This is a genomic window from Flavobacterium adhaerens (assembly GCF_040045115.1).
GTDB lineage: Bacteria > Bacteroidota > Bacteroidia > Flavobacteriales > Flavobacteriaceae > Flavobacterium > Flavobacterium adhaerens.
Map to the genome: position 1 here is coordinate 143215 of NZ_JBDLZX010000002.1, position 16905 is coordinate 160119.

Genomic DNA, 16905 nt, shown 5'->3' on the forward strand with positions numbered 1-16905 from the left:
ATTTCTATTTTTATTGTAAATTAAAAATGGAGCAACGAATAAGGTAAATATAAAAAGATTTTATGTCTGAAGAGAGAGTAATTAGAATAAACAAGGTTTTAAGGGAATTAAATATTTCGTTAGAGAGAGCTGTGGATTATCTAAAAGATAAAGGAATTGCCATTGAATCAAATCCTAACACAAAGATTTCTCAACAAGAATTTAATATCCTACAAAGTCAGTTTGCAGGCGACAAGGGGAATAAAGAGGCTTCTAAGGAAGTGGGAGAAGAAAAAAGGAAAGAAAAGGAAGCATTGCGTTTAGAACGTGAAAAAGAAGTTGAAAACAAACGCAAATTAGAAGAAGAGCGTTTAAAACAACAAGAAATTATAAAAGCAAGAGCTGTATTGTCAGGTCCTGTTCAAGTTGGAAAAATTGATCTTAATCCTAAAAAATCTGAATCTACTCCAGCTCCTGTTGCAGATAATGTAATTGCTCCTAAAGATATAGTTTCAAATGAAAAACCTGTAAAGGATACTGAAGTAAAAAAAGAAACTGTTGAAACAGTACAAAAAAATGAAGTATCTGTTGAAAAACCAACAATTGAGAATCCTGTTTCTGGTGTAAATGAGGTTAAAGACAAACCTAAATTTGAAGAAACTAAAAATAATGATAAACCAAAAGCGGTTGCTGAGAATAAAAATGATGATTCTACAAGTGAATCACATGGTGAAGATTCGATTACAACTCAATATCAAAAACTTTCAGGAGCAACTTTGACAGGTCAAGTTATCGATTTGTCTCAGTTCAATAAGCCAAAAAAGAAAAAAGAAGATCCTAAAGTTGTTGCTAATAAACCCGGAGCTCCAGGGGTTCCTGGTGCAAATAAAAATAAGCGAAAAAGAATTGCGCCAAAACCAGGGACACCAAAACCGCCTACAGTTTCAGGTGCACCAAATCAGAATACAAATTCAGCCAATAAGCCAAATCAAAATGCAGGCGGAGGATTTAATGCAAACAGAAGTGCTAGACCTGGTTTTGTAAAAGGTAATAGACCGGCAATTGTTGCCAAAGTAGAGCCTACAGAAGAAGAAGTTAAAAATCAAATTAGAGAGACTTTAGAGAAACTTCAGGGTAAAGGAGGGAAATCTAAAGCGGCTAAATATAGAAGAGATAAAAGAGATACGCATCGTCAAAAATCAGATGACGAACAGAGAGCTTTAGATGAAGGAAGTAAAACAATCAAAGTTACGGAGTTTGTTACTGTAGGTGAAATTGCAATCATGATGGATGTGCCAATTACAAAAGTTATTGGTACTTGTATGTCCCTTGGTATTATGGTAACAATGAATCAGCGTCTTGATGCTGAAACATTAACTATTGTTGCTGATGAATTTGGTTATGATGTAGAATTTATAACTGTTGATATCGAAGAAGCAATTGAAGTAGTTGAAGATAAAGAAGAAGATCTTGTTACTAGAGCGCCAATTGTTACTGTAATGGGACACGTTGACCACGGTAAAACATCTTTGTTGGATTATATTCGTAAAGAAAATGTTATCGCTGGTGAGTCTGGAGGGATTACACAGCACATTGGAGCCTATGGGGTGACATTAGACAATGGTCAAAAAATAGCATTTTTAGATACACCAGGTCACGAAGCGTTTACAGCAATGCGTGCTCGTGGAGCTCAAATTACCGATATTGCTATTATCGTTGTAGCTGCTGATGATGATATCATGCCGCAAACCAAAGAGGCAATTTCGCATGCTCAAGCTGCAGGTGTTCCAATTATATTTGCAATCAACAAAATAGATAAACCAAATGCGAACGTTGATAAAATTAAAGAGCGTTTAGCGGGTATGAATTTGCTAGTTGAAGATTGGGGTGGAAAAATTCAATCTCATGATATTTCTGCTAAAGTAGGTACTGGGGTTAAAGAATTATTGGAAAAAGTTTTACTTGAAGCTGAAATTCTTGACTTGAAAGCTAATCCAAATAAAGCTGCTCAAGGAACCGTAGTAGAGGCATTCTTGGATAAAGGTAAGGGATATGTTTCAACAATTTTAGTACAGCAAGGTACTTTGAAAATTGGAGACTATATGTTAGCTGGAAAACACCATGGTAAGGTTAAAGCGATGCATGATGAAAGAGGTAATGCGGTTAAAGAAGCTGGTCCTTCAACTCCTGTTTCGGTTTTAGGTCTTGATGGAGCTCCAACAGCAGGGGATAAGTTTAATATTTTTGAAGACGAAAAAGAGGCTAAGCAAATTGCTGCCAAACGTTCTCAATTGATGAGAGAACAATCAGTACGTACACAACGTCACATTACTTTGGATGAGATTGGGCGAAGAATTGCATTGGGTCAATTTAAAGAATTGAATATTATTCTTAAAGGAGATGTGGATGGTTCTGTTGAAGCTTTGTCTGATTCGTTCTCTAAATTATCTACTGAAGAAATTCAAATTAATATCATCCATAAAGGTGTTGGAGCAATCACAGAAACTGATGTAATGTTAGCATCTGCTTCAGATGCGATTATTATCGGATTCAACGTTCGTCCAGCAGGAAATGCAAGACAATTGGCTGATAAAGAAGAAATCGATATTCGTTACTATTCTATTATTTATGCAGCTATCGATGACTTGAAAGATGCGATGGAAGGAATGTTGGCACCAGAAATGAAAGAAGAAGTATTGGGTACAGCAGAAATCAGAGAATTGTTTAAGATTTCAAAAGTTGGTACAATTGCAGGATGTATGGTTACTGATGGAAAAATTACTAGAAGTGCTAAAATCAGAATTGTTAGGGATGGAGTAGTTGTTCATGAAGGTGAATTAGTTGCTTTAAAACGTTTCAAAGATGATGTGAAAGAAGTTACTAAAGGTTATGATTGCGGTATTCAAGTTAAAGGTTATAATGATATTCAAGAAAGCGATATCATTGAAGCATACCATGAGGTTGCAATCAAAAAGAAATTGAAATAAAATAATTTTATAAAATTTTAAATCCCAATTCGTTGGGATTTTTTTATTTTGAATATTGGCTATTATTCTAATCCTTAATTTTTGAAAATAATGGATAAGCGTATTGGTGTTTTAGGAGCTATGCCAGAGGAAATTGAAGGTGTGATTTCCTTGTTAAAAGACAAAAAAACAGTTGTCAAAGGCATGCGAAAGTATCATTTGGGACTGATAAATGATGTTGAAGTTGTTGTTGTTTTTTCAAGGTGGGGCAAAGTTGCTTCAGCTACAACTGTAACCCATTTGATAGTTGAGTTTGGGATTACTGAATTGATATTTACTGGTGTTGCGGGAGCTATAAATCCAAATTTAAATATAGGTGATATTGTAATTGCTAGTAGTTTGGTTCAGCATGATTTAGATGCTCGACCAATTATGAGTCAGTTCGAAATACCTCTTATTGGGAAAACGGAACTTTGTCCTGAAGTGAATACCGTAAATGAGGTTTTTTCTAAGGTAAGCGATTTAATCAATAATAAGGTATTGATAAATTTGCTTTTTGAAGATGTAAAAGAATTTTTTTCTTTGCATCGACAAAAAGCCGTTGTTGGTCAGATTGCAAGTGGTGACCAATTTTTTTCTAGTAATGAAAAAAAAGAATTATTGTTAAAACAGCTTCCAGAAGTCTTGTGTGTCGAAATGGAAGGTGCGGCTGTAGCGCAAGTTTGTTTTGAATATAATATTCCTTTCGTTATTGTCAGAATAATTTCAGATAGCGCAAACGATAATTCTGTGATAGACTTTAATGAGTTCGTTACTAAAGTAGCTTCGAAGTTCGGTCTTGCGATTGTGTTAAAATTACTTAAATAACGGTTTTGGTTTATTTGTTGGGTTTTATTAAAAAAACGGGTTTGTATCTTTTTTTTATTTCAACCAAAAATCTTTCGGTCTCCATTCTGGTTCTGAAATTTCCAACCCAAACTTTATAATTTGGTGTGTTGAAAATGATGGTTCCGTCTAAATTTTTAAATTCTTGTTTGAATTCAGTTAGTGTTTTTTTAGCATTATCACTAGTGCCGTTATAAATTTGAATTTTATAGCGATCGTTATAGGATAAATTTGAATTCAATTTTCTCTTTTCATTTAGTAATTGTTCGAATTTTGGGTCTTGATTTATAGATGAATTCGAATTCTGTGCTTCAGTTTTTGAAACGACGCAAACAAACGAAAGTGCTGATACTAAAAGAGGTGTGGATCTTAAAAAACTCATATTCTGATTATTTAATTTACAAAAGTAATATTTTAGCTGTAAATAGAAATTGTATCCGTTATTTAGATTTGATATAAATTATAATTAAGACTATTTTAAGGTTTTGAGAATAGTTCTTAAGTCGTATTTTTGTAAAAATTTTTTAAATAAAGATCGTTTGTATTGTCAACATCTTAATAACAAACGGTCAATTTTAGTAGATAATTAATAATAGTATATGGAAAAGGTGGGTAACCATAATTCGAATTCAAGGAAATTATTTTTAAGCTTGGCATTATTGTTGAGTATTTCCGTAGCTTCATTTGCGCAAGATGCTGCTCCAGCTGAAGCCGCTACAACAGAGGCTCCTGCAGCAAGTTCTGGAGGTGATGTGGCAAAAGGAAAAGAGCTTTTTAATACCAATTGTGCAGCGTGTCATAAACTTGACGCTAAATCAACAGGTCCTGCTTTAAGAGGAATAGCAGATAAACATGATAAAGCTTGGCTTTATAAATGGATTCATAATAGTACTGATTTGATTAAATCAGGTGATGCTGCAGCTATAAAAGTATTTGAAGAGAATAATAAGGTTCCTATGACATCTTTTCCTCAGTTGTCGGAAGGTGATATTGATAATATAATTGCATATACTTCTCAACCCAAAGCAGAAGCTGCGGCTCAAGCCACTACAGGTTCTCAGCCAACTGCAAGTGCTTCACAAGAAGGAGGGGTATCTAATGATGTTATTCTTGGAGCTTTAGCATTGGTGATGGCAATACTAATTGTAATGTTGGTATTGGTAAACAGAGTGCTTAGAAAAGTTGCTGCTGCAAACGGTATCGAAGTAGTAGCAAAAGAGCCTTCTTTGCCTATTTGGAAAGCATTTGTAAAAAATCAATTTTTAGTGTTAGTATCAACGATATTGATGTTGTTGATTGGGGCTTACTTAGTATATGGGTTTTTAATGCAGGTTGGTGTAGATCAAGAATATCAACCAATTCAACCAATACATTATTCGCATAAAATTCACGCTGGTGATAATGAAATTAATTGTAAATATTGTCACTCAGCTTCACGTGTAAGTAAAACTGCAGGGATACCTTCTTTAAATGTTTGTATGAATTGTCATAAAACGATTAGCGAGGTTGCTGAAACTACTGCTACTCCAGAATACAGTAAAGCTTTTTACGATGCTCAAATTCAAAAATTATACAAAGCAGTTGGTTGGGATCCAGCTACGCAATCTTATACTGGAAAAACGGAGCCTGTAAAATGGGTTCGTATTCATAACTTACCAGATTTTGTATATTTTAATCATTCTCAACACGTGACTGTTGCTGGTATTGAATGTCAAACTTGTCACGGTCCTGTTGAAACTTATGAAATAATGAAACAATTTTCTCCTTTAACTATGGGGTGGTGTGTGAATTGTCATAGAAAAACAGACGTTAAAATGGAAGGAAATGAGTATTACAAAAAAATACACGAAGAACTTTCAAAGAAATATGGCGTTGAAAAACTTACTGCTGCTCAAATGGGTGGTCTAGAATGTGGTAAATGTCACTATTAAGATTTTAATATTGATCACACTGTATAAGAGTAAGGTTAAAGCATAGAAAAAAGAAAAAATTATTAAGATTAATATTTATATATAATATGTCATCAAACAAAAAATACTGGAAAAGTGTTGAAGAACTAGACGTAAATAGTTCTATTGTTGAGACGCTTAGAAATAACGAATTTGTTGAAGAAATACCTACTGATGAATTTTTAGGTAATCAAGAAGTATTGTCTTCTTCTTCAACAACACGTCGTGACTTTTTAAAGTACGTTGGTTTTAGTACAGCTGCAGCTTCACTTGCTGCATGCGAGGGTCCTGTGCATTTGTCTATTCCTTATGTGTTGCAACCAGAACAAATTATTCCTGGAGTAGCTGATTATTATGCGACTTCAGTTTTTGATGGTTTTGATTTCGCAAACCTTTTGGTTAAGACACGTGAAGGAAGACCAATCAAAATTGAAAACAATACTATAGCTGGAGCAAATTTTTCTGCTAATGCTAGAATTCATGCTTCAATATTATCTTTATATGATAGTACACGTATAAAAGAACCTAAAGTTGGGGCTAAAAATTCTACATGGGCAGCAGTTGATTCTAAAATTAAATCTAGTATTGTTGAAGCAAAAGCAAAAGGAGGACAAATAGTATTTTTGACAAATACATTAGCGAGTCCATCAACTGAAAAATTGATTGCTGATTTTATCGGCGCTAATCCTAATGCAAAACATGTTATATATGATGCTGTTTCTTCTTCTGAAGCTTTAGATGCTTTTGAAACTGTTTATGGAGAAAGAGCTTTAGTTGATTACGATTTTTCAAAAGCTTCTTTAATTGTTTCTGTTGGAGCTGATTTTCTTGGAGATTGGCAAGGTGGAGGATATGATGCTGGTTATGCAAAAGGAAGAATCCCAACTGGTTCTGCAGGGAGTAAAAAAATATCAAAGCACATACAATTAGAGTCTAATATGACTTTATCTGGTGCTGCTGCTGATAAGCGTATTGCTATGACAACCGCTAATCAAAAACAAGCATTAGTTCTTATTTATAGTATTATTACAGGTTCTCCAGTTGCTAACAATCTTGATTCTGCTTTCAAAGCTGAAGTGACTAAAGTTGCTCAACAATTAAAAGCGGCTGGTTCAAAAGGGGTTTTAGTTTCGGGTGTTCAAGATAAAAACGCTCAAATGTTAGTCTTAGCGATTAACCAAGTTTTAGCTAGTGAGTCCTTTACTACTTCTGGAACTAGACAAATTCGTAAAGGTTCTAATGAAAAAGTTGCTCAATTGATTAACGATATGAATGCAGGTAGTGTTCATACTTTGATAATGAGTGGAGTAAATCCAGTTTATACCTTGGCAGAAAGTAAAAAATTTGCTGAGGGATTGAAAAAAGTTACGACATCTGTTGCATTCTCTTTAAAAGAAGATGAAACAGCTTTATTATCTACAGTAGTCGCTCCTGTTCCTCATTATTTAGAAGCTTGGGGCGATTTGACTATAACAAAGGGAACTTATAGTTTGACTCAACCAACTATTCGTCCTTTATTTAATACCAAACAATTTCAAGATATTTTATTATCAATAAACGGTATTCCTGGTACGTATTATGATTATTTAAAAGGTTTTTCTTCTTCAATAATCGTTGGTAGTTCTTGGAATAAAGTATTACATGATGGTATTTATGTTGGTGTTATTCCTGCTGCAGCTGGTGGTACTGCTGATTATAATGGTGCTGCTAATGCATTGGCACAGGCTAAACCAGTTCCAACAGAATTAGTTTTATATACTAAAACAGGAATGGGAGATGGGCAACAAGCAAATAACCCATGGTTACAAGAGTTTCCTGATCCTTTGACAAGAGTATCTTGGGATAACTACGTAACTGTTTCTAATGCTGATGCTAAGAAATGGAATTTATCGAATGAAATAGTTGCAAACGGTGGTTTGAATGGAAGTTACGCAAACTTAACTGTAAATGGTGTTAAACTTGAAAAAGTTCCTGTAATTGTTCAGCCAGGTCAGGCCGTAGGAACTATCGGTATGGCTTTAGGATATGGACGTAAGGCATCATTAAAAGAGGAAATGCAAGTAGGGCTTAATGCTTATGCTTTGTATACCGGATTTAATAATGTACAGTCTGTTACTATTGAAAAAGCTAGTGGTGAGCATGAGTTTGCTTGTGTTCAAGGTCAAAAAACTTTGATGGGAAGAGGTGATATTATTAAAGAAACTTCTTTAAAAATATTTAACACTGAAGATGCAGAAATTTGGAATGAAAAACCAAAAGTTTCTTTAGATCACAAAGAAGTTGAGGCTTCATCTGTAGATTTATGGGGTTCTTTTGATCGTTCTACTGGCCACCATTTTAATTTATCTATTGATTTAAATGCATGTACTGGATGTGGAGCATGTGTAATTGCATGTCACGCTGAAAATAATGTCCCTGTTGTAGGTAAATCGGAAATGAGAAGAAGTAGAGATATGCATTGGTTGCGTATTGATAGATATTATTCATCTGAAACTACTTTTGAAGGAGATAACGAGAGAAAAGATAATATAGCAGGATTATCTAGTTCATTATCTACATTTAATGAAATGGAAAATGCAAGTGACAATCCACAAGTCGCTTTCCAGCCTGTAATGTGCCAACATTGTAATCATGCTCCTTGTGAGACTGTTTGTCCTGTTGCTGCTACTTCTCATGGTCGTCAAGGTCAGAATCACATGGCTTATAACAGATGTGTTGGTACTCGTTACTGTGCAAACAACTGTCCTTATAAAGTTCGTCGTTTCAACTGGTTCTTATACAGCCAAAACAAAGAATTCGATTATCACATGAATGATGATTTAGGACGTATGGTTTTAAATCCAGATGTAAATGTTCGTTCTCGTGGTGTTATGGAAAAATGTTCTTTCTGTATTCAAAGTACACAAGCGGTTATTTTACAAGCAAAACGTGAAGGTAGAGAAGTTGCCAAAGATGAGTTTAATAATGCTTGCGCATGTTCAGCGGCTTGTTCTTCTGGAGCAATGGTATTTGGTGATATAAATGATAAAGAAAGTGAAGTTGCTAAATTAGCTGAAAGCGAAAGAGCATACCATTTATTAGAACATGTTGGTACAAAACCAAATGTTTTTTATCATGTTAAAGTTAGAAATACCTAGTAAAAATAATATTAATTAAGAATCAAATAAAGGATTATGTCGTCTCACTACGAAGCAGCCATTAGAAAACCCTTAGTTATAGGTGATAAATCATATCACGATATAACTGTTGATGTAGCAGCACCTATCGAGGGTAAAGCAAATAAACAATGGTGGATTGTATTTTCAATCGCATTAATAGCCTTCCTTTGGGGATTAGGCTGTATTATATACACAGTATCTACAGGTATTGGAACTTGGGGATTAAACAGAACAGTAAATTGGGCATGGGATATTACTAACTTCGTTTGGTGGGTAGGTATTGGTCACGCAGGAACACTTATTTCAGCTGTACTTTTGTTATTCCGTCAAAGATGGAGAATGGCTATTAACCGTTCTGCAGAAGCAATGACAATTTTCTCCGTAATTCAAGCGGGATTATTCCCAATTATACACATGGGACGCCCTTGGTTAGCATATTGGGTATTACCAATTCCAAATCAATTTGGATCTCTTTGGGTAAATTTCAATTCCCCATTACTTTGGGACGTATTTGCGATTTCTACTTATCTATCAGTTTCTTTAGTGTTTTGGTGGACTGGTTTATTACCTGATTTTGCCATGTTGCGTGATAGAGCTGTAACTCCGTTTAATAAAAGAATATACTCTATTTTAAGTTTTGGATGGAGTGGTAGAGCAAAAGACTGGCAACGTTTTGAAGAAGTTTCATTAGTTCTTGCTGGTTTAGCTACTCCTCTTGTACTTTCTGTACACACAATTGTATCTATGGACTTTGCTACTTCGGTAATTCCAGGTTGGCATACTACAATTTTCCCTCCTTACTTCGTAGCAGGAGCTGTTTTCTCTGGATTTGCAATGGTAAATACATTGCTTATAATTATGAGAAAAGTTATTAATCTTGAAGCTTATATTACTTTACAACATATAGAATTAATGAACATTATCATTATGATTACAGGTTCTATTGTTGGTGTGGCTTATATAACTGAGTTGTTTATTGCTTGGTATTCTGGAGTGGAATACGAACAATATGCTTTCTTAAATAGAGCTACTGGACCTTACGCTTGGTCTTATTGGGCAATGATGACTTGTAACGTTTTTTCACCTCAGTTTATGTGGTTCAAAAAACTAAGAACAAGTATTATGTTTTCTTTTGTGATTTCGATAGTTGTAAATATTGGAATGTGGTTTGAAAGATTTGTAATTATTGTTACTTCTTTACATAGAGATTATTTACCATCTTCTTGGACAATGTTCTCACCAACATTTGTTGATATTGGTATCTTTATTGGTACAATAGGTTTCTTTTTTGTATTGTTTTTATTGTATGCAAGAACATTCCCAGTAATTGCACAGGCAGAGGTAAAAACAATATTGAAAGCTACAGGAGAAAATTATATTAAAGAAAGAGAAGCTAATAAACATTCACATCATGAGTAATAAAGTTATATACGCCATTTATAATGACGATGATATTTTGATGGATGCTGTAAAGAAAACACGTGCAGCTCATCATCATATAGAAGAAGTATTTACACCATTTCCTGTACACGGATTGGATAAAGCTATGGGACTTGCCCCAACACGTTTAGCGATATGTGCTTTCATATATGGATTATGTGGATTGTCTTTCGGTACAATTTTGATGGACTATGTAATGATCCAAGATTGGCCTCAAGATATTGGTGGTAAACCAAGTTTTAGTTATATTGATAACATGCCAGCTTTCGTACCTATTATGTTTGAGGAAACTGTTTTTTTTGCTGCTCACTTAATGGTAATCACTTTCTATATGAGAAGTAGATTGTGGCCATTCAAACAAGCTGAAAATCCTGATGTAAGAACTACAGATGACCATTTTTTAATGGAAGTTGCTGTTAATAATAACGAGGAGGAACTTGTTTCTTTTTTCAAAGAAACTGGTGCAGTAGAAGTTAAAGTAATTGAAAAGCATTAATTGTAGATATGAAAAGTTTATATAAAATAACGTTTATATTTGGTTTTACGGTAATGGTTTCATCATGTCATAATAATGAAAAACCTAATTATCAATATATGCCAAATATGTATGAATCAGCAGGTGCCGAAACATATGGAGAGGCTCCAGTTAATGTATTTAAAGACGGTAAGGAAGGAAGACTACCAGCAGAAGGTTCAATAAATAGAGGTTTCGAACCTTTCGAATACGAAAATACTCCAGAAGGATATGCTTTGGCTAAAGCTAATTTGAAATCGCCATTGGATTCTTTAGATAGAAATTCTGATAAAGGAAAAGAACTTTATGAAATTTACTGTATGAGCTGTCATGGTGCAGCTGGTGATGGTAAAGGAAAGTTAGTAGAAAGAGAAAAATTTCTTGGAGTACCTAGTTATAAAGATAGAGACATTACTGAAGGGAGTATTTTTTATGTTGAAACTTATGGTTTGAATGCTATGGGTTCACATGCAAATCAAATGAGTGCTCACGAACGTTGGTTAGTTGCTGACTACGTTCTAAAACTTAAAGCACAATAATAATTGTTGAACAAACTGATCGTATTAGATATGTATACATTTTCAAGTAAATTAAAAACTTTTTCTTTGATCTTAATGGTCGTAGGCCTTTTAGGAATGGGATATGGTTTTTTAACTGCACCTAAAAACATTCATGATGTCGAAAAAATACTCGCTGCTGATGCTCACGGTAGTCATCATGAAGCAAGTGCTGAAACTCACGGTGCACATGAAGTTTCGCCAGAAGCAAAAGTGAAAGCAGAAGCAGAACATACAGAGCATTTAGAGCACGTTTTGCACCAGTTACAAAATAAGCCTTGGTCAGCTCTTTATGTTGCTTGTATTTTCTTTATGTTGGTTTCGCTAGGAACTTTAGCTTTTTATGCAATTCAACAAGTTTCTCAAGCTGGTTGGTCTCCAGTTTTATTTAGAGTTATGCAAGGAATTACAGCATATTTGCCTGTTGGATCTGTAATTTTCTTCATTATATTAGTGCTTTGCGGACTTCATTTTAACCATCTTTTCATCTGGTTAGATCCTGAAGTAGTAAAACATGACGAATTGATTCAGACAAAATCTGGATTCTTAAACTTTCCATTTTGGATTATCAGAGCTGCTATTTTCTTGATAGGTTGGAATTTATACCGTTATTATTCTCGTAAAAACTGTTTGGCTCAAGATGAGTCTGATGATAATTCATTTTACAAAAAGAATTTCAATATATCAGCTGGATTTTTAGTATTCTTTATTGTAACTGAATCTATTATGTCATGGGATTGGATTATGTCTATAGATCCTCACTGGTTTAGTACTTTGTTTGGATGGTATGTATTTGCAAGTTTCTTTGTGAGTGGTATCACGATGATTACTATGGTGACAATTTATTTGAAATCTAAAGGATATTTAGAATTTGTTAATTCTAGTCATATTCATGATTTAGCTAAATTTATGTTCGGGATTAGTGTATTTTGGACTTACTTATGGTTCTCTCAATTTATGTTGATTTGGTATGCTGATATTCCTGAGGAGATTACTTATTTCATTACTAGAATACAAGTTTACAATTTACCTTTCTTTGGAGCTGTTGTTATGAACTTTTTATTCCCAGTTTTAATTTTGATTAATACTGATTTTAAGCGAATCAATTGGATTTTAGTTATGGCTGGTATTGTAATATTGTTAGGTCATTACATTGATTTCTTTAATATGATCATGCCTGGTACAGTTGGAGGTAGTTGGTTTATTGGTGTTTCAGAAATTGCATCGGTTTTATTCTTTCTTGGATTGTTTATCTATGTTGTCTTCACAGCTTTATCTAAAGCACCTTTGTTGCCAAAGAGAAATCCATATATAGAAGAGAGTAAACATTTTCATTATTAATATTTAAAGAGATAAACAGATGACAAGTTTGTTGGTAATTATAGTTTTAGTTTTATTAGCTGTTGCGATATGGCAATTGACGAAAATATTCGATTTAACCCAGGTTGCTTCGAATACGGACAATTCACAAGTTGCAACTGATAATGATAATAATGTTCAAGGATATTTGATGTTTGGTTTTCTTGCCTTCATCTATATTTTTACAATATATGGGGTTTTTAAATGGGGACATTTAGTGCTTCATACTCCAGCTTCAGATCATGGAGCTTTAGTGGATCGCCTTATGAATATTACTTGGATATTAATTTTTACTGTTCAAGCTATTACTCAGGTATTATTACATTATTTTGCATTTAAGTACAGAGGAAACAAGGATAAAAAAGCTTTATATTTTGCTGATAATAATAAGTTGGAAGCAATTTGGAGTGTTATTCCTGCAGTAGTTTTGGCTGGTTTGATTTTGTATGGTCTTTATGCTTGGACAAATATCATGTTCGTAGATGAGGATGAGGATACAGTTGTTATAGAATTATACGCACAACAATTTAAATGGACTGCAAGATATGCAGGTGCAGATAATGTACTCGGTAAGGCTAATGTACGTCTAATTGAAGGGGTTAATACATTAGGAGTTGATTTATCGGATCCTTATGCTCAAGACGATATTGTTGTTTCAGAGATTCATATTCCTAAAGGAAAAAAGGTACATTTCAAAATGAGATCTCAGGATGTTTTGCACTCAGCATACTTTCCACATTTTAGAGCTCAAATGAACTGTGTACCTGGAATGGTAACTGAATTTGCTTTTACTCCAATCTATACTACAGCTGAATATCAAGCTTTGCCATATATGGTCGAAAAAGTAGCTAATATTAATGCTATAAGAGCTAAGAAAAGCATAGAATTGGTTGCTAATGGACAGCCTGGTTTAGATCCTTACACTTTTGAATATTTATTATTATGTAATAAAATTTGTGGATCTTCTCACTATAACATGCAAATGAAAGTTGTTGTAGATACACCAGAAGATTACCAAAAATGGTTAAGCGAAAAAGCAACTTTGGTTAGTGAGGTGAAAGCTGCTAATGCTGAACCTGCAGCAATTGAAGCACCTGCAGCAATTGATTCTGCTATCGTAAGAGATACAGCAGCAGTTGCAAAAATCGCTATGAAATAATAATTTATTAAGAAAATTTAAAGTATAAATATATGTCAGCAGAAGGTCACGATCACGGACACGATCACGAACACGAACACCACCATAAAGACACATTCATTACTAAATATATTTTTAGTATTGACCATAAGATGATTGCTAAACAATACCTTATAACTGGTATTTTGATGGGAATTATTGGTATTGCAATGTCTTTACTTTTTAGAATGCAATTAGCTTGGCCTGAGGAATCATTTAAAATTTTCAATGTTTTATTAGGAGACAAATTTGCACCTGATGGAATTATGAAAAATGATGTGTATCTTGCTTTAGTAACCATACACGGCACCATAATGGTATTCTTTGTTTTGACAGCAGGTTTAAGTGGTACATTTAGTAACTTACTTATACCTTTACAAATTGGAGCTCGTGATATGGCTTCAGGGTTTATGAACATGATCTCTTACTGGTTATTTTTCTTGTCTGCTGTAATCATGTTGTGTTCTTTGTTTGTTGAATCTGGACCTGCTTCAGCTGGGTGGACAATCTACCCTCCTTTGAGTGCTTTACCTCAAGCAATTCCTGGTTCTGGAACTGGTATGACATTGTGGTTAGTTTCTATGGCTATATTCATTGCTTCTTCTTTGATGGGATCTTTGAATTATATTGTTACGGTTCTAAACCTTAGAACAAAAGGGATGACTATGACAAGATTACCATTGACAATTTGGACATTTTTTGTGACAGCTGTTATTGGTGTTATTTCTTTCCCTGTATTATTATCAGCTGCTTTATTGTTGATCTTTGATAGAAGTTTCGGAACTTCTTTCTTCTTGTCTGATATTTATATAGCTGGAGAGGTTTTGCATTATCAAGGAGGTTCACCAGTATTGTTTGAACATTTATTTTGGTTCTTAGGTCACCCTGAGGTATATATTGTAATTTTACCTGCAATGGGTATTGTTTCCGAAGTAATGGCTACCAATTCACGTAAACCTATTTTTGGATACCGTGCAATGATTATGTCAGTTTTAGCAATTGCATTCCTTTCAACAATTGTTTGGGGTCACCATATGTTTATTTCAGGTATGAATCCATTCTTAGGGTCTGTATTTACATTTACAACCTTGTTAATTGCTATCCCTTCGGCTGTAAAAGCATTTAACTGGATTACTACTTTATGGAAAGGAAACTTACAATTTAACCCTGCAATGTTATTCTCTATCGGAATGGTTTCTACGTTTATTACAGGAGGTTTAACAGGTATCATTTTAGGAGATAGTACATTGGATATTAATGTTCACGATACTTATTTTGTAATCGCTCACTTTCACTTAGTAATGGGTATTTCTGCTCTTTACGGAATGTTTGCAGGTATTTACCATTGGTTTCCAAAAATGTATGGAAGAATGTTGAACAAAAATCTTGGTTATGTTCATTTCTGGGTAACTGCAGTTTGTGCTTATGGTGTATTTTTCCCAATGCACTTTATTGGATTAGCTGGTTTACCAAGACGTTATTATTCTAATACAAGTTTCCCATTATTCGACGATTTACAGAATGTGAATGTATTGATTACTACTTTTGCTTTAGTAGGAGGAGCTTTCCAATTAGTTTTCTTGTACAATTTCTTTATTAGTATTTTTTACGGTAAAAAAGCAGAGCAAAATCCATGGAAATCTACAACTCTTGAATGGACTACTCCAGTTGAACATATTCACGGTAACTGGCCAGGTGAAATTCCAGAAGTACACCGTTGGGCTTATGATTACAGTAATCCAAATCATGAAGAGGATTTTGTACCGCAAACAGTACCAATGAAAGAAGGAGAGGTTGTTTTACACCACTAAAATTTCAAAATCATATAAAATGCCTTTCATTTATGAGAGGCATTTCTTTTATATAAAAAGAATTACTTTTTTTACCTTTATCGAATGAATGAAAATTTAGACCCAACAAATAAGAAGTACAGTTCTGATGAGCTGGATATCGAAAAAAGGTTGAGACCTTTGTCTTTTGATGATTTTTCCGGACAAGATCAGGTCTTAGAAAATTTAAAAGTGTTTGTTGAGGCTGCTAATCAACGTAGAGAGGCTCTAGATCACACTCTTTTTCATGGTCCACCTGGTTTGGGTAAGACTACTTTGGCTAATATTTTAGCAAATGAATTAGAAGTTGGTATTAAAATTACCTCTGGACCTGTTTTAGATAAACCTGGTGATTTGGCTGGATTACTTACAAATCTAGATGAAAGAGATGTGTTATTCATAGATGAAATTCATCGTTTGAGTCCTGTAGTTGAAGAGTATCTTTATTCTGCAATGGAAGATTTTAAGATTGATATTATGATTGAATCAGGGCCAAATGCCCGTACTGTCCAGATTAATTTGAATCCTTTTACCCTTATCGGTGCGACCACACGTTCAGGTCTTTTGACAGCGCCAATGAGAGCTCGTTTTGGAATCTCTTCTAGATTACAATATTATACTACCGAACTTTTGACCACAATAGTTGAGAGAAGTGCTATGATTTTTAAAATGCCAATTACTATGGAAGCTGCAATAGAAATTGCGGGTCGTAGTAGAGGAACACCTCGTATTGCTAATGCATTATTGAGACGTGTGCGTGATTTTGCCCAAATTAAAGGAAACGGTACTATCGATATAGAAATTGCACGTTTTGCTTTAAAAGCGTTGAATGTAGATGCTAATGGGTTGGATGAAATGGATAATAAAATTTTGAATACCATTATTGATAAATTCAAAGGTGGTCCAGTAGGATTAACAACTCTTGCTACAGCAGTTTCTGAAAGTAGCGAAACGATAGAAGAAGTTTATGAGCCTTTTTTAATTCAAGAAGGATTTATAATGAGAACTCCAAGGGGAAGAGAAGTTACTGAGAAAGCTTATAAACATTTAGGAAAAGTAAGAGGTAATATTCAAGGAGAACTTTTTTAGATT

General features: G+C 34.1%; 12 protein-coding genes. 11 read left to right on the plus strand and 1 reads right to left on the minus strand.

Annotated features, from left to right (window positions below):
- Nucleotides 1–62 precede the first annotated feature (62 nt).
- Together infB and ABEB18_RS03330 are read left to right on the plus strand one after the other, a co-directional pair.
- Nucleotides 63–2966: a translation initiation factor IF-2 gene (infB, locus tag ABEB18_RS03325; RefSeq protein WP_348797622.1), complete on the plus strand. Its 2904-nt coding sequence runs from the start codon at nucleotides 63–65 to the stop codon at nucleotides 2964–2966.
- Between the two features lie 90 nt (nucleotides 2967–3056).
- Complete coding sequence (locus ABEB18_RS03330) at nucleotides 3057–3812, plus strand: 5'-methylthioadenosine/adenosylhomocysteine nucleosidase (protein WP_348797623.1); 756 nt, start codon at nucleotides 3057–3059, stop codon at nucleotides 3810–3812.
- A gap of 10 nt (nucleotides 3813–3822) precedes the next feature.
- On the opposite strand, the gene ABEB18_RS03335 is transcribed toward ABEB18_RS03330, so the two are convergent.
- On the minus strand, nucleotides 3823–4212 hold the full coding sequence (locus tag ABEB18_RS03335) for an SPOR domain-containing protein (protein ID WP_348797625.1): 390 nt from the start codon (nucleotides 4210–4212) through the stop codon (nucleotides 3823–3825).
- Nucleotides 4213–4429: 217 nt separating this feature from the next.
- On the opposite strand from ABEB18_RS03335, the gene ABEB18_RS03340 reads away from it, so the two are divergent.
- The 9 genes from ABEB18_RS03340 to ruvB all read left to right on the plus strand — a co-directional run bounded on the left by ABEB18_RS03340 (nucleotide 4430) and on the right by ruvB (nucleotide 16902).
- Nucleotides 4430–5761, plus strand: a complete 1332-nt coding sequence (locus tag ABEB18_RS03340; protein ID WP_348797626.1) for a c-type cytochrome — start codon at nucleotides 4430–4432, stop codon at nucleotides 5759–5761.
- A gap of 86 nt (nucleotides 5762–5847) precedes the next feature.
- Nucleotides 5848–8916: a TAT-variant-translocated molybdopterin oxidoreductase gene (locus tag ABEB18_RS03345; protein ID WP_348797627.1), complete on the plus strand. Its 3069-nt coding sequence runs from the start codon at nucleotides 5848–5850 to the stop codon at nucleotides 8914–8916.
- Between the two features lie 36 nt (nucleotides 8917–8952).
- Nucleotides 8953–10356 carry an NrfD/PsrC family molybdoenzyme membrane anchor subunit gene (nrfD, locus tag ABEB18_RS03350; RefSeq protein WP_348797628.1) on the plus strand — a complete coding sequence of 468 codons (1404 nt, stop codon included), beginning with the start codon at nucleotides 8953–8955 and terminating at the stop codon, nucleotides 10354–10356.
- Nucleotides 10349–10873: a DUF3341 domain-containing protein gene (locus ABEB18_RS03355; RefSeq protein ID WP_348797630.1), complete on the plus strand. Its 525-nt coding sequence runs from the start codon at nucleotides 10349–10351 to the stop codon at nucleotides 10871–10873. The genes nrfD and ABEB18_RS03355 overlap by 8 nt, the downstream gene beginning before the upstream one ends.
- A gap of 8 nt (nucleotides 10874–10881) precedes the next feature.
- A complete protein-coding gene (locus ABEB18_RS03360) occupies nucleotides 10882–11430 on the plus strand; it encodes a c-type cytochrome (RefSeq protein ID WP_348797631.1) in 549 nt (182 codons plus the stop codon).
- A gap of 30 nt (nucleotides 11431–11460) precedes the next feature.
- Nucleotides 11461–12789: a quinol:cytochrome C oxidoreductase gene (locus tag ABEB18_RS03365; protein ID WP_348797632.1), complete on the plus strand. Its 1329-nt coding sequence runs from the start codon at nucleotides 11461–11463 to the stop codon at nucleotides 12787–12789.
- Between the two features lie 19 nt (nucleotides 12790–12808).
- Entirely contained in the window at nucleotides 12809–13966 is a 1158-nt protein-coding gene (locus ABEB18_RS03370) for a cytochrome c oxidase subunit II (protein WP_348797634.1), read from the plus strand.
- Nucleotides 13967–13998: 32 nt separating this feature from the next.
- On the plus strand, nucleotides 13999–15795 hold the full coding sequence (locus tag ABEB18_RS03375; RefSeq protein ID WP_348797635.1) for a cytochrome c oxidase subunit I: 1797 nt from the start codon (nucleotides 13999–14001) through the stop codon (nucleotides 15793–15795).
- Between the two features lie 84 nt (nucleotides 15796–15879).
- Entirely contained in the window at nucleotides 15880–16902 is a 1023-nt protein-coding gene (ruvB, locus tag ABEB18_RS03380) for a Holliday junction branch migration DNA helicase RuvB (RefSeq protein WP_348797636.1), read from the plus strand.
- Nucleotides 16903–16905: the final 3 nt, after the last annotated feature.

What these genes read in the sequence shown, in the direction of transcription:
- infB (WP_348797622.1), top strand. Translation starts at nt 63, where the DNA reads ATGTCTGAAGAGAGAGTAATTAGAATAAACAAGGTTTTAAGGGAATTA.
- ABEB18_RS03330 (WP_348797623.1), top strand. Translation starts at nt 3,057, where the DNA reads ATGGATAAGCGTATTGGTGTTTTAGGAGCTATGCCAGAGGAAATTGAA.
- ABEB18_RS03335 (WP_348797625.1), bottom strand. Translation starts at nt 4,212, where the DNA reads ATGAGTTTTTTAAGATCCACACCTCTTTTAGTATCAGCACTTTCGTTT.
- ABEB18_RS03340 (WP_348797626.1), top strand. Translation starts at nt 4,430, where the DNA reads ATGGAAAAGGTGGGTAACCATAATTCGAATTCAAGGAAATTATTTTTA.
- ABEB18_RS03345 (WP_348797627.1), top strand. Translation starts at nt 5,848, where the DNA reads ATGTCATCAAACAAAAAATACTGGAAAAGTGTTGAAGAACTAGACGTA.
- nrfD (WP_348797628.1), top strand. Translation starts at nt 8,953, where the DNA reads ATGTCGTCTCACTACGAAGCAGCCATTAGAAAACCCTTAGTTATAGGT.
- ABEB18_RS03355 (WP_348797630.1), top strand. Translation starts at nt 10,349, where the DNA reads ATGAGTAATAAAGTTATATACGCCATTTATAATGACGATGATATTTTG.
- ABEB18_RS03360 (WP_348797631.1), top strand. Translation starts at nt 10,882, where the DNA reads ATGAAAAGTTTATATAAAATAACGTTTATATTTGGTTTTACGGTAATG.
- ABEB18_RS03365 (WP_348797632.1), top strand. Translation starts at nt 11,461, where the DNA reads ATGTATACATTTTCAAGTAAATTAAAAACTTTTTCTTTGATCTTAATG.
- ABEB18_RS03370 (WP_348797634.1), top strand. Translation starts at nt 12,809, where the DNA reads ATGACAAGTTTGTTGGTAATTATAGTTTTAGTTTTATTAGCTGTTGCG.
- ABEB18_RS03375 (WP_348797635.1), top strand. Translation starts at nt 13,999, where the DNA reads ATGTCAGCAGAAGGTCACGATCACGGACACGATCACGAACACGAACAC.
- ruvB (WP_348797636.1), top strand. Translation starts at nt 15,880, where the DNA reads ATGAATGAAAATTTAGACCCAACAAATAAGAAGTACAGTTCTGATGAG.